General features: G+C 49.7%; 21 protein-coding genes and 2 tRNA genes. 6 read left to right on the top strand and 17 right to left on the bottom strand.

The genetic code is table 11. The features are described 5' to 3' along the window. Position 1: 1 nt before the first annotated feature. The 5 genes from rpe to HRM2_RS13360 all read right to left on the bottom strand — a co-directional run bounded on the left by rpe (position 2) and on the right by HRM2_RS13360 (position 4565). Complete coding sequence (rpe, locus tag HRM2_RS13380; protein WP_015904557.1) at positions 2-670, bottom strand: ribulose-phosphate 3-epimerase; 669 nt, start codon at positions 668-670, stop codon at positions 2-4. 21 nt (positions 671-691) lie between these two features. Continuing rightward, positions 692-2059 (bottom strand): 16S rRNA (cytosine(967)-C(5))-methyltransferase RsmB, encoded by a 1368-nt coding sequence (gene rsmB, locus HRM2_RS13375; RefSeq protein ID WP_015904556.1) that lies wholly within the window; start codon positions 2057-2059, stop codon positions 692-694. Then, the gene (gene fmt / locus HRM2_RS13370) at positions 2052-2996 is read right to left on the bottom strand and encodes a methionyl-tRNA formyltransferase (protein WP_015904555.1); all 945 of its coding nucleotides are present in this window, start codon (positions 2994-2996) and stop codon (positions 2052-2054) included. Before fmt ends, rsmB begins: the two co-directional genes overlap by 8 nt. After that, positions 2993-3517, bottom strand: a complete 525-nt coding sequence (def, locus tag HRM2_RS13365) for a peptide deformylase (protein ID WP_015904554.1) — start codon at positions 3515-3517, stop codon at positions 2993-2995. Before def ends, fmt begins: the two co-directional genes overlap by 4 nt. Before the next feature lie 118 nt (positions 3518-3635). Continuing rightward, positions 3636-4565, bottom strand: a complete 930-nt coding sequence (locus HRM2_RS13360) for a bifunctional riboflavin kinase/FAD synthetase (RefSeq protein ID WP_015904553.1) — start codon at positions 4563-4565, stop codon at positions 3636-3638. A gap of 121 nt (positions 4566-4686) precedes the next feature. Between HRM2_RS13360 and HRM2_RS13355 the strand changes: the two genes are divergently transcribed. Then, positions 4687-4773, top strand: a tRNA-Leu gene (locus tag HRM2_RS13355). Between the two features lie 34 nt (positions 4774-4807). Continuing rightward, a tRNA-Leu gene (locus tag HRM2_RS13350) sits at positions 4808-4892 on the top strand. 119 nt (positions 4893-5011) lie between these two features. Here HRM2_RS13350 and HRM2_RS13345 read toward each other — a convergent pair. The 4 genes from HRM2_RS13345 to HRM2_RS13330 are packed head-to-tail and all read right to left on the bottom strand — an operon-like array spanning position 5012 to position 7966. Continuing rightward, the gene (locus tag HRM2_RS13345) at positions 5012-5758 is read right to left on the bottom strand and encodes an energy-coupling factor transporter transmembrane component T family protein (protein ID WP_232364288.1); all 747 of its coding nucleotides are present in this window, start codon (positions 5756-5758) and stop codon (positions 5012-5014) included. Beyond that, complete coding sequence (locus HRM2_RS13340) at positions 5755-6513, bottom strand: energy-coupling factor ABC transporter ATP-binding protein (protein WP_015904551.1); 759 nt, start codon at positions 6511-6513, stop codon at positions 5755-5757. The genes HRM2_RS13345 and HRM2_RS13340 overlap by 4 nt, the downstream gene beginning before the upstream one ends. Next, the gene (locus HRM2_RS13335) at positions 6510-7037 is read right to left on the bottom strand and encodes a biotin transporter BioY (protein WP_015904550.1); all 528 of its coding nucleotides are present in this window, start codon (positions 7035-7037) and stop codon (positions 6510-6512) included. Before HRM2_RS13335 ends, HRM2_RS13340 begins: the two co-directional genes overlap by 4 nt. Continuing rightward, complete coding sequence (locus HRM2_RS13330) at positions 7034-7966, bottom strand: biotin--[acetyl-CoA-carboxylase] ligase (protein ID WP_041273269.1); 933 nt, start codon at positions 7964-7966, stop codon at positions 7034-7036. Before HRM2_RS13330 ends, HRM2_RS13335 begins: the two co-directional genes overlap by 4 nt. Before the next feature lie 149 nt (positions 7967-8115). On the opposite strand from HRM2_RS13330, the gene HRM2_RS13325 reads away from it, so the two are divergent. Continuing rightward, positions 8116-8637 (top strand): hypothetical protein, encoded by a 522-nt coding sequence (locus tag HRM2_RS13325; RefSeq protein WP_015904548.1) that lies wholly within the window; start codon positions 8116-8118, stop codon positions 8635-8637. A gap of 52 nt (positions 8638-8689) precedes the next feature. On the opposite strand, the gene HRM2_RS13320 is transcribed toward HRM2_RS13325, so the two are convergent. The 4 genes from HRM2_RS13320 to galE all read right to left on the bottom strand — a co-directional run bounded on the left by HRM2_RS13320 (position 8690) and on the right by galE (position 12758). Next, the gene (locus tag HRM2_RS13320) at positions 8690-9082 is read right to left on the bottom strand and encodes a hypothetical protein (RefSeq protein WP_015904547.1); all 393 of its coding nucleotides are present in this window, start codon (positions 9080-9082) and stop codon (positions 8690-8692) included. 248 nt (positions 9083-9330) lie between these two features. After that, entirely contained in the window at positions 9331-10098 is a 768-nt protein-coding gene (locus HRM2_RS13310) for an ATP-grasp domain-containing protein (RefSeq protein WP_232364025.1), read from the bottom strand. A gap of 16 nt (positions 10099-10114) precedes the next feature. After that, positions 10115-11731, bottom strand: coding sequence for a HEAT repeat domain-containing protein (locus tag HRM2_RS26635; RefSeq protein ID WP_015904545.1), 1617 nt, complete (start codon positions 11729-11731; stop codon positions 10115-10117). Between the two features lie 7 nt (positions 11732-11738). Continuing rightward, positions 11739-12758 carry a UDP-glucose 4-epimerase GalE gene (gene galE / locus HRM2_RS13305; RefSeq protein ID WP_015904544.1) on the bottom strand — a complete coding sequence of 340 codons (1020 nt, stop codon included), beginning with the start codon at positions 12756-12758 and terminating at the stop codon, positions 11739-11741. Between the two features lie 104 nt (positions 12759-12862). Between galE and tsaA the strand changes: the two genes are divergently transcribed. From tsaA to HRM2_RS13290, 3 genes are all read left to right on the top strand, one after another. Beyond that, positions 12863-13345 carry a tRNA (N6-threonylcarbamoyladenosine(37)-N6)-methyltransferase TrmO gene (tsaA, locus tag HRM2_RS13300; RefSeq protein ID WP_015904543.1) on the top strand — a complete coding sequence of 161 codons (483 nt, stop codon included), beginning with the start codon at positions 12863-12865 and terminating at the stop codon, positions 13343-13345. A gap of 91 nt (positions 13346-13436) precedes the next feature. After that, positions 13437-14708 carry a phosphopyruvate hydratase gene (gene eno / locus HRM2_RS13295; RefSeq protein ID WP_015904542.1) on the top strand — a complete coding sequence of 424 codons (1272 nt, stop codon included), beginning with the start codon at positions 13437-13439 and terminating at the stop codon, positions 14706-14708. Between the two features lie 80 nt (positions 14709-14788). Next, complete coding sequence (locus HRM2_RS13290) at positions 14789-16423, top strand: CTP synthase (protein WP_015904541.1); 1635 nt, start codon at positions 14789-14791, stop codon at positions 16421-16423. 40 nt (positions 16424-16463) lie between these two features. Here HRM2_RS13290 and HRM2_RS13285 read toward each other — a convergent pair whose 3' ends face one another. The 4 genes from HRM2_RS13285 to HRM2_RS13270 all read right to left on the bottom strand — a co-directional run bounded on the left by HRM2_RS13285 (position 16464) and on the right by HRM2_RS13270 (position 24455). Continuing rightward, a complete protein-coding gene (locus tag HRM2_RS13285; protein ID WP_015904540.1) occupies positions 16464-20180 on the bottom strand; it encodes an SIS domain-containing protein in 3717 nt (1238 codons plus the stop codon). A gap of 20 nt (positions 20181-20200) precedes the next feature. Continuing rightward, positions 20201-21535, bottom strand: a complete 1335-nt coding sequence (locus HRM2_RS13280; RefSeq protein ID WP_232364024.1) for a penicillin-binding transpeptidase domain-containing protein — start codon at positions 21533-21535, stop codon at positions 20201-20203. Positions 21536-21700: 165 nt separating this feature from the next. Next, on the bottom strand, positions 21701-23647 hold the full coding sequence (gene metG / locus HRM2_RS13275; protein WP_015904538.1) for a methionine--tRNA ligase: 1947 nt from the start codon (positions 23645-23647) through the stop codon (positions 21701-21703). Beyond that, on the bottom strand, positions 23634-24455 hold the full coding sequence (locus HRM2_RS13270; RefSeq protein ID WP_015904537.1) for a PSP1 domain-containing protein: 822 nt from the start codon (positions 24453-24455) through the stop codon (positions 23634-23636). The genes metG and HRM2_RS13270 overlap by 14 nt, the downstream gene beginning before the upstream one ends. Positions 24456-24462: the final 7 nt, after the last annotated feature.

Here is a 24462-nt window from a genome sequence, read left to right as displayed (position 1 = left end):
ATTATGCTCCGGCTGAGACTTCTGCCTGTTGGCGAAGCATTGTAATGGTCTGTGCATAATCAGGGGTGCTAAAGATGGCGGATCCTGCCACGAACGAGGTGGCCCCCGCCTTTGCCACACCATTGATGGTGGTCGGTCCCACACCACCGTCCACCTGGATGATGGCCCTGGAGCCGGTCTCTTCGATCAGGGCGGCGAGTTGCTCAATCTTGTCAAGGGTTGACTGGATGAACTTCTGGCCCCCAAACCCTGGATTGACGCTCATGAGCAGAACAAAGTCAAGCTCTTCAATGATCCACTCAAGGCAGGTAAGGGGGGTTGCCGGATTTACGGCCACTCCGGCTTTGACCTTTGACTCCTGGATCAGCTGTACGGTTCTGTGCAGGTGGGTGCATGCCTCGGCATGGACAGATATGAGGTCTGCCCCTGCCTTGACAAAATCGGGAATAAGGTGGTCTGGATGCTCGATCATGAGATGAACATCCAGGGGCAGGGTGGTGACCTTTTTGCAGGCATCCACAATGATTGGCCCATAGCTTATGTTTGGAACGAAACTGCCGTCCATGACGTCGATGTGTATCCAGTCAGCCCCGGCTTTTTCAACGGCTGAAATCTCTTTTCCAAGTATGGTGAAGTCAGCCGACAGTATGGAAGGTGCAATGATTGCCATGGTAAATCTCCTGAAGTATATTTAGTTTTTTTTCATGGTTGCGGCAAAAAAACCGTCCATGCCAAGGGGGTGGGGATAGGTTTTGAAAATCCCATCCTGGGACGCCAGGTCATGGGATTGTGGAACAAGGGCGAAGGACTTCTGGTTATTTAAAAACCAGTCAATCACCCCTTCATTTTCCTCGGGCTCGCACGAGCAGACGGCATAGACGAGTATCCCGCCGGGTTTTACAAGATCTGCAAGGTTGTTAAGGATTCTTTTCTGAAGATCAGCCAGACGTTTGATATCTCCCAGGGTACGGCGCCAACGGGCGTCCGGGTTTCTCCTCAATACCCCAAGGCCGGTACACGGTGCATCGACCAGAACCCTGTCAAAGGGGGTATTGCATTCTGCAGGATCAATGTCCAGGGCATCCATCTGTTTTGTTGTGACATTGGTAATGCCCAGCCGTTTCATCTCATTGCCAAGGACGGCAAGTTTTCGAGCATCAAGATCCCAGGCCTCAATCTTGCCCTGGTTGTTCATGATCTGGCCCATGTGCCCGGTTTTCCCGCCAAGGCCTGCACAGGCATCAAGGATTCTCTCACCAGGCTGTGGGGCAAGAAGTGTGGTGACGATCTGGGTGGCTTCGTCCTGGACCTGGAACAGCCCTTCTTTAAACGCCGTGGTGAGGTGCAGGGGGGTTCTGGGCCGCGTGACAGACAGGCCGTCAGGGGTGTGAAATGTGGGAACAATGGTTTCGACATGGGGTTCCAGGGCCGTTGCAAGGGATGCCCTGTCTGTTCGAAGGGTGTTGGCCCTCAGGGTGATGGGGGGGATGGTGTTGATGGCATCAAGGAGGGCGATGGATGCATCAAGGCCGAACCGTCGTATCCATCGCCGGGAAAGCCACAGGGGAATGGATTGGCTTTTTGAAATAAACAGGGCCGGATCCTTCTTGCTGTCGGGCATGGCAACGTCCATGTACCGGGTGGTTGCCTTTCTGAGTACGGCATTGACAAAACCCGCAGCCCCGGTGTTTGATAATTTTTTCGCTGCATTGACCGCTGTATTGACTGCGGCTGAGACAGGGATTTTATCCATGAAAACAGTCTGGTATAATGCCGTTCGAAGGGTGTAGCATATGGCTGGTTCGATCTGGTCAAGGGGTCTTTTTGAAAAAGGAGTGATCAGCCAGTCAAGGTGCTCTTTCCACCTGAGGGTGCCGTAAATAATGGCATTGGCAAGGGCTCTGTCCCGATGTGCGAGGGATTCAAGCTGGGCTGAATAACGTTCAAGGATTTTGTCCAGAGTGAATTTTGAACTTTCGTTTTCAATGAGAATGGTCAGGGCCAGAAATCTTGGGTCCTTGATCGGTTCTGTTTTTATAGGGCGTCTTTTTTCAACCATGGAGCACCACGCCCGGTTTAACGGGTTTTCCCCTGAGGAAATCAGCGGCTGTGAGCCGTTTTCCTGAGGCCCCCTGGAGTTCAACAATGGAAACGGTTCCATTGCCTGCAGCCACAAGGATCCCCTGGTCATCACAGTCAAGTACGGTTCCAGGTTCGGCCCTGGTAGGAGTCGTGTGACAGGTTACCCGAAAAATCTTCAGGCGTTGACCGTTTAAATGGGTAAAAGCACCCGGCCAGGGGGTCATTGCCCTTACATGGGCTGAGATTTTTTCCGGCGACAGGGTCCAGTCGATCCTGCCGTCGGATTTTTTCAGCATGGGCGCATGGGTGGCAAGGGCATGGTCCTGGGGGATGGGGGTGAGTTGGTCATCTGCCAGTGCATCCAGGGTCTTGACGATGAGATCTGCGCCCATGGCGGATAGCCGGTCGTGGAGATCCTGGGCGGTATCTGACACCTGGATTGGCGTGACAGACCTGAGAAGCATATCTCCTGTGTCAAGATTCTTATCCATGAACATGGTGGTCACACCGGTTTCTTGATCCTGGTTGAGCAGTGCGGCCTGGATTGGAGACGACCCCCTGTGGGCTGGAAGCAGGGAGGCGTGGATGTTAATGGGATTAATGGCCGGGATGTCCAGGATATCCTGGGAGAGTTTGTGACCAAAGGCCACCACCACAAAGAGATCTGGTTTAAGGGCCAAAAGGGTCTCTTTGATCCCAGGGGTGCCCATTTTCTCCGGCTGGATCACCCTTAGCCCCAGTTCCTGGGCCGCTACCTTGACCGGCGGCGGCACCATTTTTTTCCCCCGTCCCTTGGGTCGGTCCGGCTGGGTGATTACCAGCAGAATTTCATGACCCGCTTTTGCCAGTGCCAAAAGGGGGGGCACGGAAAAGTCAGGGGTTCCCATGAACACTATTTTAAATGGTTTTTTCAATGGTTGGTCAGCCCCTTTCTCACCTTTTTTTTGTACATATTTCGCTTAAGAGTACTGATCCTGTCGATGTAGAGAATACCATCCAGGTGATCAATTTCATGCTGCATGATCACGGCCAAAAGGCCCTGGGCATCAAATTCAAGTTTTTTGCCTTCAAGGTTTAAGCCCCTGACTGTAACGGTTTCAAATCGTTTCACATTACAGCTGTAATCTGGCACGCTCAGGCAGGCTTCGTTTTCAGACACGATGCTGCCCGATGATGCAATAATCTCTGGGTTGATAAGTGCCTTGAATTCTTTTGTATCCTCATTGGCATTGGAACTCCCCGCCTGGGGGTTATATACGATAATCCTTCGGGATTGTCCCACCTGGGGGGCTGCAAGGCCGACACCCGGAGCCTCAAACATGGTCTCGCCCATATCGTTCACAAGTTTGATCACGGTGTCGTCTATGGTCTCAACCTGCAACGCTTTTTTAAGCAGAACTGCTGCAGGGTACTGATAAATTTCAAGTAAAGCCATGGTGGTCAACTACCTCTATAAATATTTTAAATGAAACACCCACTGAGGCATCACCTGCAGAGGCGTTTCAAATGTCGTTGTGGCCGGGGCAGAGACTCTGCTCCAGATGCCGGTTATATTAGGCAAGGATCTCCCTTGCCAGTTGAATGTCGTTTCGAATCTGGTTTGAAAGTTCTTCAAGATTTGAGAATTTTTTTTCATCCCTGAGTCTTTTTATCATATTGATCCGGATCCTGGTATTGTATAGATCTCCTGCAAAATCCAGAAGGTGAACCTCAATGGTAAAAATATGGTCGTCAAAGGTTGGGCTGTATCCGATGTTTGCAACCCCCTTGAATTTGCCGGTTTGCGTTTCGACGGTGACTGCGTAGACCCCCATCTTGGGGCTGAGTTCATCGTGGAGTTTGATGTTTGCCGTGGGAAAACCTAGCTTGCTGCCTCCCCGTTGACGACCCTTTACCACCTTGCCCCTGATCTGGTAGAATCTGCCAAGGAATTTGGGTGTTTCATCCACCCGGCCTTCCATGACAAGCTCCCTGATTCTTGTGCTGCTGATTCTTTCACTTCCGGTTTCAGTGTCATTGATCCAGTCGGCAATGAGGACCTCAAATCCAAGTTGCTTTCCTGCCTTTTGCATGAGTTCAAGGTTACCCTCCCGGTTTCGTCCAAACGAGTAATCCAACCCCACCACAATGGCCTTCATGCCCAGTTGATTGATAAGAAGGTCCTTTATAAATTCCTGGGCTGAAATTGCTGCAAATTCCCGGGTAAAGGGAAGGCAGAGAATCTTGTCAATGCCGGTTGCCGAGATCAGTTCTATCTTCTGGTCTTTTCGCGTAATCAAGGGTGGCCCGTTGTGCCCCAGCACCTTTAAGGGATGGGGATCAAAGGTCATGACGACCGAAGTGCCGCCGATCTCCTCGGCCTTTTCTATGACCTGGTGAAAAATGGCCTGGTGGCCCTTGTGAACCCCGTCAAAATTGCCAATGGTGATGACAGCCTTATTAAAAGGGGTTTTTATAAATTTAAGGTCTTCTATCAGTTCCATAATGTCCTTTGTTTGTAAAAGCATAAATGGGCTTGACAAAGCCCATAAAGCTCTATATATAGAACACCTATTGACGCAAATCAATGCTTTTTTGGTTTGCGTCGGGTTGGAATAAAGGCGGGCCGAAGTGGCGGAATTGGTAGACGCGCTTGTTTCAGGGACAAGTGGGCGCACGCTCGTGGGAGTTCGAGTCTCCCCTTCGGCACCATCTTTTTCTGACCTATCTGTTTTTCTAAGCATTCGCCGAAGTGGTGGAATTGGTAGACACGCTAGACTTAGGATCTAGTGCCGCGAGGCGTGAAGGTTCAAGCCCTTTCTTCGGTACCATTGTTAAATAAAGGGGTTAGAGAAAAAAGTTAATTTCTCTAACCCCTTTTTGTATTCTCTATTCTTCTTTACTCTACTCTCTCTTCCTTCCAGAAGGATATTGTCCCGGGTTCTACCTGTCAGGCCAGAAAGGACAAACCCAGAACAAACAGGCAAACCCCAAGGGCTTTGGTGTCGTAACTTGAAGAAAAAAACACAGGATCGGTTCGATCGTCATTGTAACACCTTGCTGCCATGGCAATGGCGAGTTGGTCTGCCGATTGAAAGGTTTTTTTTAAAAGTGGTATGGAAAGGTTGATCGTGCGTTTGAATGGATTCTTTTGAAGCGCAGAACAGCGTGCCTGCTGGGCCTGGGAGACTTCCGACGCCTGTTTGACAATCAGGGGCAAAAACCTTAAAAACAGGCTGACCATCACGGCAACCCTGGCCTGTGGAACAAGGGGAATGGGTTTGAGGAACCACTGGACAGCGCCCTTGACCTGGGAGGGTTTTGTGCTTTTTGAAAACACGATACCCAGGATCATTACAATCAGAAACCGCCACGAGATAAAGGCCCCGGCAATTATTCCCGGGCGGGTTGCCGTTATTCCCCAGACCTCCATAACTGTCTGTCCGGGGGTGGTGATGGACTGTGAGACAAAAACAAGGGTCAGTAGTAAAAAAAAGGGTTTTAATTGGGTTAAAAAGGGGAGGGGCTTGAACTTGAGGGAGGCTGTCAATCCAAGGACAATGGCCGAGTTCAGTGCAAGAACCAGTAGACCGCCCTGGAGGGTTGCAATGCCCATGAAGCTCATGCAGAAGAGTTTATAACGGACATCAAGACCATTGGGAAAGGCGTCTGATGCTACATAGGCAAAGGCGTTCACTCGGCCCAAGGCAGAACCTCCAGGCCAAGGCGTGAGGCGCAGGGTTCCCTCACGCCAAAGGTTTCAAGCTGTTTGAGGAGAAGGTGCGGGGTGTCGTCTGCAACTAATTTGCCTTGATCAAGGATGATCATCCGGGTTGCCAGGGTAAACACCTTTTCAATCTCATGGGTGGAAAGAATGATTGTGCAGCCCGAACGGTGAAGTTTCTCAATGCAGGCGATCAGGTCAAGGGTGCCTGCATGGTCAAGGTTGGAAAAAGGTTCGTCCAGCACCAGCACCTCGGGTGCCATGGCCATGACCCCGGCAATGGCAAGGCGGCGTTTTTCCCCACCCGAAAGGGATGCGGGATTTCGATCTCCCAGGGTCTCAAGGCCAAGGGCTTCAAGGGCGGATTCTACCCGGTCGTGGATTTTTTCCCGGGAGAGCTTCAGGTTTTCCGGTCCAAAGGCAATATCATCCCAAGCTGTCTCCCCCACAATTTGAGTATCGGCGTCCTGGAAAACAAGGCCAACGCTTTTTGTGGCTGAAAGGGGGTTGGTGCGTGTAGAGATGTTGTTGACGCGTACCTCTCCTGTGGTCGGCATCAAAAGGGCGTTAAGATGTCGGAACAGGGTGCTTTTACCTGAACCGTTCCGGCCGGCCACCAAAATAAACTCCTGTCTGAAGATTTGGAGGCTGATACCTTTGATTCCGTTGCCCTTGCCGTCGTAATCGTGGCAGAGCTGATCGATCTCAATCAGGGGATGTTCTTTCATTTCACCACCTGTCTTATGATTCGGGCGGCAAAGATTGCGGCACCGATTTTAATCAGATCACCTGGAATAAACGGAACCATACCAGCCATGAATGCCTTGTCCCAGGCCATACCCGTGGCAAATTTAAGCCAGGGAACACCAGACACATAGACAATGACAGACCCTGCAACCATGGCGACTGCATCACCGGTTCGGGTTTTTTTGAGTTGATGTGAAACAAGGCCTGCAACAAAAACTGCTGGCAGATAACCAATCAGATACCCACCGGTGGGTCCGAAAAGCCGCCCGATGCCCCCGGTTCCCCCGGCAAACACGGGAAATCCGAATCCGCCCATGAGCAGGTATAGGGCCACGCTGTAGACCCCCCAGCGGGGGCCAAGGATCAAACCGGCAAGCAGGACAAAAAGATTCTGGAGCACAATGGGGACAGGACCCACAGGGATGGCAATAAAGGCACCCGCGGCAATGAGGGCCGCAAACAGGGCGGCGTACACGGTTTTTCTGAGCTGGTCGTTGGAATTCATGATTGGGTCTCCTGGTAAAAGCAGTCTCCGTAAATCACCCGTCTTGTGGTATGGTCCTCGTCCATGAGGATAAGGGCGCCTGTGTCATCCACATCAAGGGCCAGTCCCTGGAAATGATCTTTGAAGGTCTCGATCCTGACCTGTCGTCCAATGGTTGCAGTCTGCTCTTTCCACAATTCAATGATGTTTCGTTCAAGGATATTGTCAAGGGTCCTTTGGAACCGGTCAAGAAATGCCGCCAGAATTTTTGTCCTTGATACCTTTTGGCCTAGAAGGGTTGAAATGGAGACGGCATTGGGCTGTTCCTTTTCGGGCTGGTTGTTGACATTGATTCCGATGCCGACGTTGACAAACGAGATCATGTCTCCCCGGGTCTCCATCTCGGACAAAAGGCCCACAAGTTTCTGGTTGTTGATCAGAATATCATTGGGCCATTTGACCTTTGCGTTGATGTTAAATAGTTGGTTCAATGTCTTGGCAAGGCACAGGGATGCGGCAAAATTGACCTTAAAACTTAACTGGGGGGGCAGATCCGGCCTGAGGATGATGGTGAACCACAGTCCCCCCTTCTGGGAGGACCAGGCGCGGTTGAGTCTTCCCCTTCCTTTTGTCTGCTGTTCAGCAATCACCACTGTAAAATGGGGGACCCCCTCCCTTGCAAGGCGCCTTGCCTCGTCCATGGTGGAGTCAATGCTGGGGGAAAAAAGGATGTTTTCTGTGGTTCGCTCAAGGCTGAAACGGACAAGGTCACGACAGGTCGCTAAACCATATCCCCTGGGGGAGGATTCAATGTCATACCCTTCGTTTACAAGGGTTTTAATGTGTTTCCAAACGGCCACCCTGGAGATGTCGAGGGCGTTGCTCATTTCAACGCCTGAGACAAATTTGTCGTTGGCCCAGGCCAGATGCATTAAAACTTTATCCTTCATAACTCCTGCTCCATGGATGGTTAACCTGTTTTTGTAAGGATGGTTAACAGAGAACCTTTCAGGGGTCAAGGATAAACTTTTTCCATGTTCAAAAACAGTGGCTTCTGGTATTCTGATTGAAAACAATCAATAGTTAAAAGGAAGCATTTATGACCAAGCCAGTGCAACGAAAAATCTTATCTGAATCCCGTGATTTTAAACTTTTCTGGCAAAAACAGGGTCCGTTCCGGTATGCCCTGACAAGCAGTGAGTATCCAACTGTTTTGCTGGCCCTTGATGAATGGATCTTTTCAGATGACTTGAAATCGCTGTTAAAGGCGTTGATGGAATGGGATGAGAGAAAAATGAAGCTTGTCCCGGCACCCTTTAACCCCAGGAAAACGAACATTCTAAAGCCCCCGGAACTGACACCCTGGAAAATTTTGAATTTTCCCAAGGAGTGGGAGATGGCTGTATGTTCAGCATTTACCCCTGTCGGCTACCTGACAGAGCAGGTGACCGGTGCGAGTAGAAGCAATGAAGCAGCGGATATTGAGGAGGCTTTTTTTGATCTGCTTGGTGGGCAGATCAATACCATCGGGTATGAGTTGCTAAGCCCTGAACCCCTGCTTTCCCCTGATGTGGCCTATGTGGATGAGTATCTAAAGGAGTGGGCGGCGGATGAAGAATAAAGGATGGGAGGGATAAGCGGGGACAGATGTCGGACCTGCCCCCATGGGGATTTTAGTTAATGGAAAATATCACGGGTAGAAGGTGAAGCGAACGGTCGACTTCAACGGTGTTTTTTACTTCCCAGCCCGTGCACAGGGCCGTGCCGTCTAGGAGGGTGTTGATTTCGCTTGTGATTCTGTCAAGGTTGATGATGGGGTGACGTGAAAAAACCGTTGGAAGCCCATAGGTCAGGTTGCAGGCAAGGCATTTCCCTGGACGCTGTTTCAGGTGAAATTCAAATATGAGTTTGTCGGCTTCAATTTTTGAAAAATTGAGGCTGATATCATAGGCACCTTCAGAGGCGTCCCCATAAAGGGCCTCAAAAAAGGCGTCAGCCCGATCCGCCGGAAAAATTTCGTCCAACCGTTTTTTTGTAAAAAGATTCATAGCATCAGTCATGTCCATGATGATAATATCTCTCCAGAGGTTAACATTTAATCTATTTTGGCCATCTGATAAGGCTACAATATTTATTTTTTTTGTGCAAGAGCTTAAAGGCCATGGAAACAATAAAGTGTACCATCCAACTTGTCTTTTTACCTGTTTTCTGCGTTACGTCAATGGGCACATATTTCAATATGCTCCCATTGACGCGCCTTGAAACCAGGTAAAAATCCGGCGTTGGTCTGGCGCATTTTAAAATTTCCATGGCCCTAAATTTTTCCAGTGAGGATGAGACGTTCGAGCAGTTTTTGGTAATCGATTCCAGCGGCTTTAAAGCCCTGGGTTCCGTATTTCATGTTGGCCTCGATCACCATGGGTTTTCCCTGGTGCTCCATGATGTCGATCCCCACGTCGTTCCAGTTGCAGCATCTGGCCGTTTGAAGGGCGAGTTCCAGGGCCTGACTGGGGAGATTGGAAAAACTAATTTTTCCTCCCTGGGAGAGGTTGGTTCGAAACTCGTTGTCGGCTGCCGTGCGCCAGAAGGCAAGAACGATTTCCCTGCCGATGATGAGGATTCTCATGTCTCGTTGGGTTGGAATGTACTCCTGGATATAGGCCGGGCCAGGAATCTTTAAATAGGTGATAAGATCGTTTTGCCCTTTAATGAGAAACACGCCCTTTCCCCTGGATGATCCCCTTGGGATTTTAGCAATAAAGGGAAACTTGAAAAGATCGGTGATACGCTGCTTCTGGGTCTTTCCATAAAAAAGTTTTGTCCGGGGATGGGGGAGATCAAGGAGTTTGAACATGGCAGTCTGCTTGATCTTGTCAAGGGCAAAATCGTAGTTGTTAACGCTGGGGAAAATTTTTTTGTTCATGGCACTGAACAGACCTGCATAAAAGGCCGTGGGCCAGTAAATGGTATCGGCACGACGAATGAGATCCATCTCCCCATGGGTATAATCGCAGAAGTTAGGCTTAAATCCAAGGGTCTTGACCACCTGGCTTCCCTTGAGGCGGGCGCCAAGGGCAATCAAAGGAGGGCCGCCTTTTTCACCAGGGGGAGGGAATATGTTTGGGCCCTGCCGGAAATTCAAAGATTTCCTGGACTCCGATTCCGGCGCAAAGACTCCCAAGTTTGTTGCCCATGAATGCCTGTTGAAGGGTTGAGATGACAAAGGTAAGCTCCCTTGGCAGATAGTGTTTTTGAATTTGCAGGGCAAATTCAACAAAGGTGGTCCCGTTGAGAAAAAGGTCGGAGACAATGAGTTCAGGTGCTGCTTCAGCAATGCTTTTTAATGCATCCTGGCAGGACAAAAAGAGCAGGGGTGCATATCCCTTCCGGTAGAGCAGTTTTTCATAAACGGCCAGTACGGTTTTCGATCTGCCAAGGACAAGGGCAGTGGGTCGGTTCTCTTTTAATCTTCGTTCAAGGGTGAGGCTGAATTTACTTGCTGTGGCCGTTAATCCCCGGCCCATGAGTATGTCAATATAACCCTGGAGGGGAGAGATTGCTGCCTGTTTTAACAGGTAGTTTGAGGCAATATAGGCAAAGGTGTCCGAGACCATCAAAGACTCAATGATGTTTCCGGCCTTGATGTCCAGTATGGTCTCTGCAAGCATTTCCCCCTTTTTTCTTCCCGTTTCTATTCGGTTCTTAATCTCGGACAGGACAAGGTCCGTGGGGGTTTTATCAAGCAGGTTGATGGCAGCCATGCGAAGGTGGAGGGCAGGGGCATCCATATCGTCCAACAGGAAAGGTGCCGGTTCAATAAATTCTGGAAAGGCTCCCAGGGCCTCGTAGGCGGCAAATCTAATGGTGTTTGGAATTGTTTTATCGGCAAGCAGACGATAGAGGGGAGGGACCATTGTCGTTGAAATGGTCGTTCCAATTATCTCAATGGTGTTAATGACCAGATCATGGTTGGTCGACAAAAGATTTTGCTTCAACCAATGGATACTTTCTCCGTCAAGGACTTGAAGTCTTGTAAAGGCATTGAACCGGGTCTCAAGGTCCGTGGATTCAAGTTCTCTGCAAATATCCGCTTTGTTGCAGTCTTTGTTTCTGGGGGGTGCTACTTTCTGGACCAAGTCTGGGGATGACTTTAAAATAGAAATTGCATCAAGGATGCTCGGGTCGCATTTGACCGTTGTGGCCGCATTTTCCAAAAGCCTGAGTGCCCTGGGGGTTCCAATACGTTCAAGGGCCTGAATCGTATGTGTCTTGAGTTCCTCATTATCAAAGTAGATATATTCGCTGATCTCATCCACAAGCGCTGTAATTTTATATTTTCCCACGGCCCGGATGGTTTCCATGAGGATGCCTGTATCTATTTCATTGGAAAGAACCTGTTTCATGAGGGGAGTGGATTCTTGGATTATTTTCTGGGTTCCGGCCCGGTAGAGAATGGGCAGAAACTGGAAGTTGAGTTCTGCCCTGTTCTGGATGACTTTAAATAGCCTCCCACGGATATCAGGTGTTCTAAAGCTGATTTCTGATAGAAACATCAGAAGTTCCCAGGCCGTATCCTCCGGCACAAGTACGAGCCTTTGAAACACTTCCCGGCACACCCTGTCCGGTTCACCGGGAAGATTTGCCAGGATATGTTTTGCACCCTTGAGGTTGGACGACTTTAAACTGTCGTTGAACCGGGCAGTAAAATTGTCCATGGCGCTCCTATTGGTAACCGTTGGGATTGTTTTTCTGCCATTTCCAGGAATCCCGGCACATATCGTCAAGGGATTTTTCCGCCCGCCAGCCAAGGGCTTTTTCAGCTTTAGATGGATCGGCCCAGCAGGCGGCAATATCACCGGCTCTTCTCGGGGAAATGACAAAGGGGATATCCTTTTTGCAGACTCGCTGAAATCCTGCTATCATTTCAAGCACTGAATTTCCCCTTCCTGTACCAAGGTTATAGGTAACAACCCCCGGATTCGTCAACAGTTTTGGAATTGTTTTGATGTGTCCGGCCGCAAGGTCTGAGACGTGGATATAGTCCCTCACCCCAGTGCCATCCGGGGTGTTGTAATCATTGCCAAATACGTTTACTTTGTCGAGTTTTCCAACGGCTACCTGGGTAATGTAGGGAACAAGATTGTTGGGAATTCCATTGGGATCTTCCCCGATAAGTCCGCTTTCATGGGCTCCAACGGGGTTGAAGTACCGCAAAAGGGCAATATTCCAGCTGTTGTCTGACAGGTAAAGGTCCTTGAGTATTTCTTCGATCATCAATTTTGTCCGGCCATAGGGGTTGGTGACACTCAGGGGAAAATCCTCACGGATGGGCAGAGTGGCGGGATTGCCATAAACCGTTGCTGATGAGCTAAATACTATGTTTTTAACTGAAAACTCATCCATAACCTCGAGGAGTACCAGGGTACCTGTGATATTGTTGTGAAAGTAGGCAAGTGGAATTTCAACTGATTCGCCCACGGCTTTTTTTCCAGCAAAATGGATTACCGCGTCAAATGGCTGATGGGCATGGTCCTTGAAAACAGCTGTCAGGCTTTTTCTGTCAAGCAGATCTGTTCGGTGGAAGGTGAGGTGTTTTCCAGTGATGGACTCCACCCGTTGTAAGGACAGTTCGCTGCTGTTTGACAAATTGTCCACCACCACAACCTCCCAACCCTGGTTTAAAAGAGCCACACAGGTGTGGCTTCCAATGTATCCGGCTCCGCCTGTTACAAGAATTTTCATGTAAAATTGTCCCCTGTTTATTTTCCTTGAATCGTCCAAGATGAGTTGATACCCTGATCCAATATACCATACATGGATTCTGATACAATACCCAGGAGGTGTCAATGATCACTTTTAATGAAATAGGAATAATCCATTCCCCCCACAAGGAACGAAGGGGGGCACCCATTCAGCCTGCCGGTGCAGATAAATTCCAGGGAGAGGTTGAGGTTTATCCAGAGTTCCAGGAGGGCCTTACGGATCTGAAGGGGTTTGAAAGGATAATTCTGATCTATCATTTTCACCTTTCAGAGGGGTTTGATCTCATGACAAAGCCTTTTCTGGACAATCAAAAGCGGGGGCTTTTTTCCACCCGGGCACCCAAGCGTCCCAATCCCATTGGGCTGTCCATTGTTCGTCTCCTCGGGGTTGAAAAGAATATTCTCCTTGTCCAGGGGGTTGATATTGTGGACAAGACCCCCTTGATCGACATTAAACCCTATGTCCCTCAATTTGATGCATTCCCAGGTTCCAAAGCTGGGTGGATTGATGCTGCCCGCCTAACGGCCCAATCGGTTCGAGCCGACGACCGGTTTACCAGGGAGTGATTCGAACTCTTTAGCCTGGAAATCTTGACATCGTTTTTTATTGGGAGTAGTTATTAAGTTTTAATACAACCAACCAAATAGGGAGAATACAATGACTGAGATCATAGATGTCAAGGCAAGGGAAATTCTTGATTCCCGGGGCAATCCCACCGTTGAGGTCGATGTAGTTCTGGCCTGCGGTGTACAGGGGCGTGCGGCAGTACCTTCGGGCGCTTCCACTGGAACCCGTGAGGCCCTTGAGATGAGGGACCAGGACGCCAGTCGTTTTCTTGGCAAGGGGGTTCTCAAGGCCGTTGCCAATGTCAACGAAGTGATTGCGCCTGAAATCATTGGTTTTGATACCATGGATCAGGCCGGGCTCGACAGAACCATGATCGATATGGATGGCACGGAAAATAAATCCCGACTGGGTGCAAATGCAATCCTCGGAGTTTCCATGGCAGCGGCCAGGGCAGCGGCCAAGGCTGCTGAGATTCCACTGTACCGGCATATCGGCGGGATCAACGCAAGAATTCTTCCGGTACCGATGATGAATATCATCAACGGCGGTGCACATGCGCCCAATAATCTTGATATCCAGGAATTCATGATTCTTCCCTTTGGCGCACCCTCCCTTTGCGAGGCTGTGCGCATGGGTGCTGAAACGTTCCACACCCTTAAGAAGATCTTGAAAAAAGAGGGGCTCAGCACGGCCGTGGGTGACGAAGGCGGATTTGCTCCGAATCTTAAATCCAATGAAGAGGCCATCGAGTTCATCATCCGGGCCATTGAGGAGGCGGGCTACAGGCCGGGCAAGGACATCGGTATTGCCCTTGATGCTGCGGCAAGCGAATTTTATAAAAACGGAAAATATGTGTTTGAATCAGAGGGTCAGGTGCTGACATCCGAAGAGCTTGTGGATTACTATGAATCCCTTGTGACCCGATATGCCCTATACTCCATTGAGGATGGCCTTGCAGAGCAGGACTGGACAGGGTGGCAGATGATGACTAAACGGCTGGGGGATTCCCTCCAGATCGTGGGCGATGACGTCTTTGTGACCAATCCGGATATCTTCCGCAAGGGAATCTCAGAAGGCATTGGAAACTCGATACTCATCAAGCTCAACCAGATTGGAACGGTGACGGAAACCCTTGATACCATCCAGATGGCAAAAGAATCCGGCTATACCACGGTGATTTCCCATCGATCGGGGGAAACTGAAGACACCTTCATTGCCGATCTGGCTGTTGCCGTCAACGCAGGTCAGATCAAGACAGGCTCCCTTTCCAGAAGTGACAGGGTGGCAAAGTACAACCAGCTCATTCGAATTGAAGAGGCCCTTGGCATGGGCGGCATCTTTCCGGAAGATCTTTTTGTATGAGAATAGGTATGGATCACATTCTTGACCGTTTGCCCCAAATAGTAACTAAAACAACCTAATTTATATTAGAAGAGGAATCAATGTCTGATACGACCAAGTATATTTTTGTCACAGGAGGGGTCGTCTCCTCCCTTGGTAAGGGCCTGGCTTCGGCTGCCATCGGAATGCTCTTAGAGAGCCGCGGACTCAGTGTAACAATTCAGAAACTAGACCCGTATATCAATGTGGACCCCGGCACCATGAATCCGTTTCAGCACGGCGAGGTCTTTGTGACGGATGATGGAGCGGAAACAGACCTTGACCTGGGGCATTACGAACGGTTTACAACGGCAAAGCTGGGCAAGAACAACAATTTTACCACGGGGAAAATTTACCATTCCGTCATTACCAAAGAGCGGCGGGGGGAGTACCTCGGCGGCACCGTCCAGGTGATTCCCCACATTACGGACGAGATCAAGCGCAGCATCTCCCTTGTGGCCCATGGGGTGGATGTGGTCATTGTTGAAATCGGTGGCACCATCGGTGACATTGAGTCCCTGCCGTTTCTTGAGGCCATCCGTCAGCTCAAGGCCGATCTGGGCCGTAACAACGTTATCTACATCCATTTGACGCTTGTGCCTTATATTGGCACGGCAGGAGAGCTAAAGACCAAGCCTACCCAGCACAGTGTCAAGGAATTAAGGAGTATCGGTATTCAGCCGGACATTCTTCTCTGTCGTACGGACCGCTATCTTTCACCGGAAATCAAGGCAAAGATCGCACTTTTCTGCAACATAGATGATGATGCCGTGTTTACAGCAAAGGATGTGGACTGCATCTATGAGGTTCCCCTGGTCTACAACAAGGAAGGGCTGGGTGACAAGATTCTTCAGAAGCTCAACATCTGGGCCCGGTCACCAAGGCTTGATGAGTGGCGGGACATGGTTGACAAGTTTAAAAATCCCCGGTCAAAAGTTACCATTGCCATTGTGGGCAAGTATGTGGATCTTACCGAATCCTACAAGAGTCTGAACGAAGCCCTGACCCACGGCGGCATAGCCAACGAGTCAAGTGTAGAGCTCATGTTTGTGGATTCTTCGACCCTTAACCTTGAAAACTATGGCGAAATCCTTGAAAAGGCCGATGGTATCCTGGTCCCCGGCGGCTTTGGTTCCAGGGGGGTTGAGGGGAAAATCCTGGCTGTCACCTATGCCAGGGAAAATCGGGTGCCTTTTTTCGGCATCTGCCTTGGCATGCACATGGCTGTTGTGGAATTTGCCAGAAACGTGGCCGGCATGGAAGATGCCAATGGGACTGAATTCAATCCACGCACCCCTTATCCGGTGATCTATCTCATGACCGAGTGGTACGATGAGCGCTCAAAAAAGATTGAAAAACGGGACACCCTGTCTGACAAGGGTGGTACCATGCGCCTGGGGGCCTATCCCTGTGATCTTGTGGAGGGAACATTAGCCATGGCGGCCTATGGAGAAAAATCCATATCTGAAAGGCATCGCCATCGGTTTGAGTTCAACAATGAATATCGAAAGACGCTTGAGGAGGCAGGGCTCATGATCAGCGGCACTTCACCGGATCAAACCCTTGTGGAGATTGTGGAAATAAAGGATCATCCCTGGTTCCTGGCCTGCCAGTTTCACCCGGAGTTTAAATCCAGACCCAACAATCCCCATCCCCTTTTCAGGGATTTTATCAAAGCGTCCTTGAAAAATAAATAAAGGCTGACAGGGTCAGGCTTCAAGCCTGACCCTTGTCGTTTTATCCCCTGGCCTCAATCTGCTCGGCAATTTTTTCGGCCGAGTCGCCAAAAAGCGTCTCAATGTTCACAAGGTCAAGGAGGTTGTCGTCCCATTTGAGGCGGCCTGATTCAAGGATGGTATCCTTTATCCGGGCATGCTTACCGCCAAGGGCCTTGATCTTTTTCAGTAGCGAGACCTCGTTTGCCGCCTTGAACCCAACATTCAACGAGAGAAGATACTCAATGGCGGCCGATCGATTGGCTGCAGACGAGAGAACCGGTATCACAAGGATGCTGCGGCCATCCTTTCGTCCCCTGCCAATATAGACATTCCCCTCTTTTACGATGATATTTTTGGTTCCCTTGAGCTGGGGGTCATTTTCCACCCTCGAGATTTCGTTTGCAAGGGAGCCGGTTTTCCTGGCAACCTTGATCCTGGTTTCAGGCGAGGGCTCTCCAAGCAGGGTAAGCCCGGAAATTTTGTAGAGAAGTCCTCCCTTGATTTCGCCGATTACCTGCTGGAGATTTTTCAGCACCATCACATTCTTGTTGGTGAGCTGGGATATGCGGATGTTGTGCAGGGCAAGCTCTTCAAACACAATGCCTTCAAAGGTTTCGGTGATTCGGCTGGTTCCGACGGTCACGGTCTTTGCCTGGTGTTTGATGGCATCCACAGGTCTTGCCATGGCGTTGATGGCTTTGCCCATGCTCTGGAAAAAAGTGTCCAGCATATTGCTGGGGGTTCCCTTTCGGGCAAAATCCACCTCAAAGTCAGACACAGGAAGCCTGCCCGAAAGGTATTTCAATACAAGGGTGATGTTGGTTGCATTGTCAAGGCCCAGGGCCGATGGAAAAAGGGTTTCCCTGCGCCGTTTTGAAAATTGCGTATAGAAGGCGGCAATGCTTTCCCTGAACTTTTTTTCAAGGATCACCTCGTAGATGTCCCGGCCCATGATTTTAAATTCATCCAGAAGATCTTCAATGTGGTTTTTTGCCGTGTACATGAACTGCGACCCTTCATTGATGGAAAGTGCAGCATAGTATCCCCAGAGATGCCCGACCAGGGTGTTGAGGATGGGGGCCAGGTGTTCGGGTGCGTGGGGAATTTTAAACACATCATCGCTGTAGGGGTCGAACCTGTCTTCTCCCTCCGTGGTGATGACCACTGGAGCGGCCTTGTGGGCATGGAAGATGGCCGTATCCTTTATGATGTCGCCAAGTACGCTCTCCCTTGTTCCTGCGGCGCAGATGATGATCAAAGGCTCGCTTGAAAGATCGATATGTTTTTTGTCCTCAACAAAATCAGAGGAGATGGTCTTGTAGCAGAGTTCAGACAATTTAATTCTGATCTCATCGGCAGAGGTCTTGTTGGATCCGCTGCCAACTGTGGCCCAATAGTTTTTCTTTACTGCAAGGCGTTTTGCTGAACGGTTGATGGCCTGTTTCATGGTCAGGATTTGTCGCATCTTTTCAGGAATTGTTGCAAGCTCCTGAATCTCCCGGGTGATTTCTTCCCCTGTCATGGTTCCGAGAATGGCAGCAAGGTGGAGGCCCAGGATGGCGCCTGCTGTGATCTGGGAGTAAAAAGCCTTGGTCGAGGCCACGGACATTTCAATGTCCCTGCCGCTGCTCGTATAGAGGACCCCGTCGGTTTTAAAGCTCAAGTCAGAATCCCTGCGGTTCACTATGGCAATGGTGTGGGCTCCCCTTGATTTAACCATGTCAACGGTCCGGTTGGTGTCAGTGGTGGTTCCCGACTGGCTGAGGGCCACGATAAGGTCTTCGGTCATGGTTTCTTTATCGCCATCCTTGCCCCGTAAGGCAAATCCAGACAGTTCAGATGACTTCATGGCCTTGATGGCAATGTCTGTTCCATCAAGGTAGGAGGCAAGGATGTGGGCACACCCCTGGGCCGCAATCCCTGCCGTTCCCTGTCCGATGAAGTGGATTCTTTTTATGCTGCCACGTTTGAGTTCGGTTTCCAGGTTTTCCGGGATGACTGATCGGGTTAAGGTGGTTGCGTAGAGCCCTGTCTGGGGTGAGGTTTTCCATTTGTTCTGCAGGGTCTTTTCAACGGACGTCGGGGCTTCTGAGATTTCCTTTAGAAAATAGTGGGGAAAGTTCTGGCGATCAATGTCCCTTCCTGTGATTTCACTTGTCTGGATTCTGGTTTCATTGATTTCAATGGGTGTGCCGTCATAGGTGGTTGACTGGATCCCTTCAACGCCTCCTGGACTGTTCTGGTCAAGGATGAGGATCTGTCCCCTTCGTTCTCCATCAAGCTTGAAAAAGGACTGGGTCTCCTCCACAATGCCGTAAAGCTCAGATGCAGCGATATAGTGGTCTTTACCAATACCGATAAACAGGGCCTGGCCACTGCCCTTTCTTGCAAGAAAGAGTTTTCCAGGAGCAAGGTCCGTGTGCATGCTTATGGCATGGGAGCCACGGAAGTCGTTGACGGCCAATCGAAAGGCTTCTTCAATTGTTTCCCCCTGCCTCAGGAAGTGCTCGATCTGAAGGGGAATGATTTTTGTGTCTGTGGTGATTTCAGGGGGAATTGCATCATAGCGGTGTTCATATTCGTTTTTAAGTTCAAGATAGTTGTCAATATCACCGTTAAGACTGACATGGATGATGCCGTTTTTCTGGATTTCCTTGTCCGTTGGCATATTGTCAACCGGGTGGCAGTTGGCCTCGGTAATGTCACCCACCGAAGCCCACCGTGTGTGGGCAGAAACCGTGTTGAACATCGCATTTGAACGGGCAAGCAGGTGAAGGATCTGATCGTTTCTGATCTGGTTGCGAAGAAAGGAAACATTGTCTCCCAGTGCTCCGATCTCTGCTGCAAATTTATAGACAATGGCGATGCTCACCAGGTGACTTCCATCCAAAGGATGGGTGTCGCTGATCGTGATGCTGTTGTTGGTCAGAACAGTTCTGTTGGTCCTGAGCTTTAACTGCTCTTCAAAGCCTGCCGTGATAAGGGCGTCGCGAAAATGCTCAAACGCCTCCTTGGAAAGGACAAACAAGAGGGAGATGCCTGCTGAATCCCGGCCTCTGACCTCAAGCCGGTCGATGCTGTTAAGAACGGCATTGATTTTTTTGAATGTTATGATCTCTTCCATGGTTGCCCCCGTGGGGGGGGCAAGGGAAAGATCGTGAACTTTTTTAAGGTTTTCCAACACCTCGTGTTCAATACACCAGATGATGTCCTGCAGAGTCTCAATTCGCTGTGTTATCGTGTCGACTTGAACCAGGGAAAGGTCAACCATTCGCTGTTTTAATTCGTCAGTTTCCTTTTCAACAAGACGTTTCATGGCCGCTACAAGGGTTGAAAGCGCTGTCTGTCGGGAAGCGTCGGAAAAGAGTTCAAAAAAAGGTGTCCGGGTTCGAAGGGTCTGGGTCTGATGGAGAAAATTCAGGAGGGAGTCTTGTCCGGCAAGGTAGCTCTGTCCAAGGTCAATTGCTTTAGCAAGGCATTCGGTCAGGCTGTTTTCCCTTAAACAGTCAACCTTTTGTTCCATGGCTGGTAAATCCAGGTGTTCATCTGCCGTGGCCGGCGCTTTGTAGCTCACAAGGGCCGAGAGTCCGCAGCAGAGGGTGTTGGGTTCAACAGGAAAGAGGATGAGGGTATTCTCCTCTGCATGATTAAGGGAAACACCCAATTGAACATGGATGGTAAACAGTCGTGAAATCTTATTTTTCAGCATGGAAAGGTTTTGGGTGAATCGTACCATGGTGTCCTCCGGTCCAGATTTTAGCCGCGGTTGGCGGTTGTCTTGTTAGATGCAAAATAGGCGTTGAAATAGTGCTTGAAAATCATTTTTCCATAGGTTGACGCCCGGGTGCCGATATATTTTCGATGGCCGACAACAACGGCCAGAGCCAATGCTTTTTCTCCATTTTTTTCCTTGGCAAATCCCGTAAACCAGTCATATCTGATGGTGTTATCCCTGCTGTTTATGGAACCTGTCTTGCCGCCGATCTCAAGTTTTGACAGGGTTGAATCCCGTTGTGCCCCTCGGAAAGCCTTTCTGGCCGTGCCCTGTGTGATTGTTCGTGACATCATGGTTCGCACAGCCCGTGCCGTTTTAGAATTCACAGCCCTTTGGGTGTGGGGTGGCGCGCTGGCATAGACAACCGTGCCTTTTGTATCTGTTACCCGCTCAACCACTGAAGGTACGATTCGGTTCCCCTGGTTCACAATGGTCGAAGAGAGCATGGCCCCAAACATGGGGGAGATGGTGGTTGTCTTGTTGAATCCGCAACCCACTTCGGCCTGCTGATAGGTGCTGTCTGTAATGAGCATTTTTCCAGAATCAAAGGAAAAATCAGAATCCATTGCCTGGTTGAATCCAAATGCTCTGGCATAGAGGGTAAGGGTTTCAGGATCTAACCGTGTTGCGGCAATTTTGCCGAAAATCGGGTTGATGGATTCGGCAAAGGCCTTGGCCAGGGTCACTCGTGTGGTGTAGCGGTTTTGGGTCTCCTTGAGTTGCCGTTTGTACAGGGTGTATTTCCCGCCGTTAAAATAAAGGGGGGTCTCGGGGGAGTAACCAATGGTTTCCACCACGGCCGATGCAGTCACAATTTTAAAGATACTTGCAGCTGGATAGTCGTCCATGGTGCAGGGATTGGCACTGGGATTACCAAGGTCAAATCCTGCCATGGCAACGATTTTTCCGCTAAAGGGTTCCATGGCCACAAGGCCAATCCGCTGGGGTTTCCCCCGGGTAAGGGTTTTGAGTTCGTCAAGGTTCCGAGTGAGCAGCCTTTGAAGAGAGGGGTCAAGGCTGGTTTCAACAAAGAATTTTTCAGTGGTCCCCTGGATCATAATTTTTGACGTTTCAGTGTTAAAAATCAGTGAGGGGTTCAAGAGCGCCCTTAAATCCTGCTTTGTCATAGGTGTCTGTTGTGTTGTTTTTTCACTTTTTTCCCCGGGGGAGTCGATTAAATCTGCCGGCTGGGTTTTTTCCATGGGGAGGTGGTTTTTTACAGTGGCAACGATTTCAGGAAGGCTTTCAAGGGAAACAATGTCGATTGCGACTATGATCCCTGCGGTTATCAGAACAAGAGAAAAAAACTTTATCAACCTCGGTAAGCGTTTTTTTCTCCTGGAGGTCAACCTCAGTTCTGATTGAAATTCTCGCCAGCCGGGCTGTCTGTTGTAATTGAACAACCTGTCTCCTAATTTATTCTGTTCGAACTGGCCACTGGGACCAGGTGTATTTGATCTAAGTTCTGCTGCTGTCCCAATCTATCTGATTTGGTTTCCAGGTTTGATCTTTTCGTTGAATTCGATCAAGCTCAGTGTTTTGCTCTGTTTAACAGCAAGGACCATGCCCTGGGAGGTTTCACCCATGATGGTGGCCGGTAAAAGGTTGGCAACCACGACAACGCCCTTCCCAACAATCTGGTCCGGCGTATACTCTTTTGCAAGGCCTGCAATGATCTGGCGGGGGGTCTTTTCCCCAAGGTCAACCGTGAGTTTTAAAAGTTTATTGGAGCCTTCAATTTTTTCTGCTGAAACCACAAGGCCGCTCCTCAGGTCTATTTTTGAAAAATCCTCAATGGAAACGGCAGGTTTTGGATCCTTGAGTCCGGTCTTGCCCACTTGTTTTTTTGAAGGTTTGGTATCAGCCGTTTTTTTGCCGACAGGGACATCAATTCGTGGAAACAAAACAGGGGCCTTTTGGATCAAGGTCCCGGCCTTGACCCCATGCCAGGGGAAAATTTCAGCCATGGTATAAAAGTCTCGGTCCCGGGGTGGTTGAATGTTGAGAATGGTCAGCATCCTGTGGGAGGTGTCGGGCATGATTGGATAGATAAGGCAGGAGACGGTTCTCAACCCCTGGACAAGGTTGTACATGACTGTTTCCAGGGCCGGTTTTTTTTCCGGATCTTTTGACAGAGTCCATGGGGCCTGGGTGTCAATGTACCTGTTCATGGTGCTGATGAACTCCCATACCGAAATGAGAGCCTTGTGGAATTCGGTTTCCTCCATGTGAAGGGTGAATTTTTCAACACACTCCCAGGCCTGGTGCTCAAGGGAGAGATCCTTGTCCAGACCCTTGTCAACCCCGGGGGTCTCGCCTTTAAAATAACGGTGGACCATGGATACCACCCTGGAGAAAAGATTCCCAAGATCGTTGGCAAGATCTGAATTGATCCGTTGAACAATGGAGTCTTCGGTAAAATTTGAATCAAGTCCGAACACCATTTCCCGCATGAGAAAATAGCGAAAGGTGTCAACCCCGTAGGTGTCGATGATCTCAACCGGGTCGGTGACATTGCCGATGCTCTTTGACATTTTTGATCCGCCCACGTTCCAGAATCCGTGGACATTGAGGCTTTGGTAGGGGTCTATCCCGGCAGCCTTGAGCATACAGGGCCAGTAGATGCCGTGGGGTTTGATAATGTCCTTTGCCACAAAGTGCCGGGTGTGGGGCCAGAAAGTCTTAAACCGCTCTCCATCGGGATATCCCAAGGCCGAAAGATAGTTGGTCAGGGCGTCAAACCACACATAGGTGACATAGTCATGGTCAAAGGGGAGGGTGATTCCCCAGGTGAGCCTTGATTTTGGGCGTGAGATGCAAAGATCCTCCAGGGGTTCCTTGAGAAACGAAAGCACCTCGTTTCGATATCGTTCCGGCCTTATAAAATCGGGGTTTCTGGTGATGTGATCAATGAGCCAATCCTGGTATTTGCCCATGGCAAAGAAATAGTTGGATTCTTTTATCTTTTTCGGAACAGTCCCGTGGTCAGGGCATTTCCCGTCCACAAGTTCACGTTCCTGGTAAAAACGTTCGCATCCAAAGCAGTAGATACCTTCATACTCACTGAAGTAGATGTCCCCTGACTCGTGGATCCGGGTGAGCAGATTTTCCACCACCTTGATATGGTCCGGATCTGTTGTCCGGATGAAATGGTCGTTGCTGATGTTGAGCCTGGGCCAAAGGTTCTTGAAAAGGGCACTGATTCTGTCCACATAGGCCTTGGGTGATGTCTCTTCCCGGGTTGCAGCCTCGACGATCTTGTCACCGTGCTCATCGGTTCCAGTCAGAAAATAGGTTGGTCTTGCGCACATCCGGCTGTAACGGGCTGCAACGTCGGTTGCAATGGTGGTATATGCATGCCCCAGGTGGGGTTTGGCATTCACATAGTAGATGGGGGTTGTGAAGTAACGGGGATCACTTGTCTTCATTGATCGAATCTTTCCCTTTGCTTAACTCTTTATTGTCAGCTTCAAATTCAGAACCATCCTCAAGGCGTAGAGTGACCGTCTGTCTGAGAACATTCTGGCGAATTACCTTGCCGGGACCCTTGGGGGTCTCAACAATTTTTCCAGGTTTTGGGAGCTCTTTTTTGAGCAGCTTGTAGGTCTTGTTCTCAAAGGTCAGACAGCACATCAGTCGTCCGCAAAGGCCGGAGATTTTGGTGGGATTAAGGGAGAGCCCCTGTTCCTTTGCCATCTTGATTGAAACTGGGTCAAAGTTCTTCATGAACGAAGAACAGCAGATTTCACGGCCGCACCTGCCGATGCCGCCGCATTGTTTTGACTGGTTCCGGATACCCACCTGGCGCATCTCAATACGGATGCGGAATTCCTTGACAAGAATTTTGACAAGTTCCCGGAAGTCCACCCGGCCCTCGGCCGTGTAAAAAAAGGTGAGTTTGACCGCATCAAAGGTGCTTTCAACGGTGAAAAGATTCATCTTCAGACCAAGCTTTGAAATACATCCCTGGCAAAAGGCAAAGGCCCCTTTTTCCATCTGTTTGTTCTTTTCCCGCTTTTGAAAATCTGCTTCCGTTGCAATCCGAAATACTTTTTTGAGCTGTTTCTTTTTTTTGTCCGGGTCAAGAACAGACGGTGGGATGGTGACAACGCCAAACCCAAGTCCCTGTTCAGTTTCAACGATCACCTTATCACCTGTGTTAAGGACAAAGGCACCGCAGTCAAAATCGTATATTTTACCGGCAGGTTTGAAACGAATACCTGCAATTTTTGTCATGATCTTC

It is taken from the genome of Desulforapulum autotrophicum HRM2 (assembly GCF_000020365.1).
GTDB classification, from domain to species: domain Bacteria; phylum Desulfobacterota; class Desulfobacteria; order Desulfobacterales; family Desulfobacteraceae; genus Desulforapulum; species Desulforapulum autotrophicum.
The sequence above is the reverse complement of the archived record's forward strand: the minus strand, read 5'-3'. Positions and strand labels throughout refer to the sequence as shown.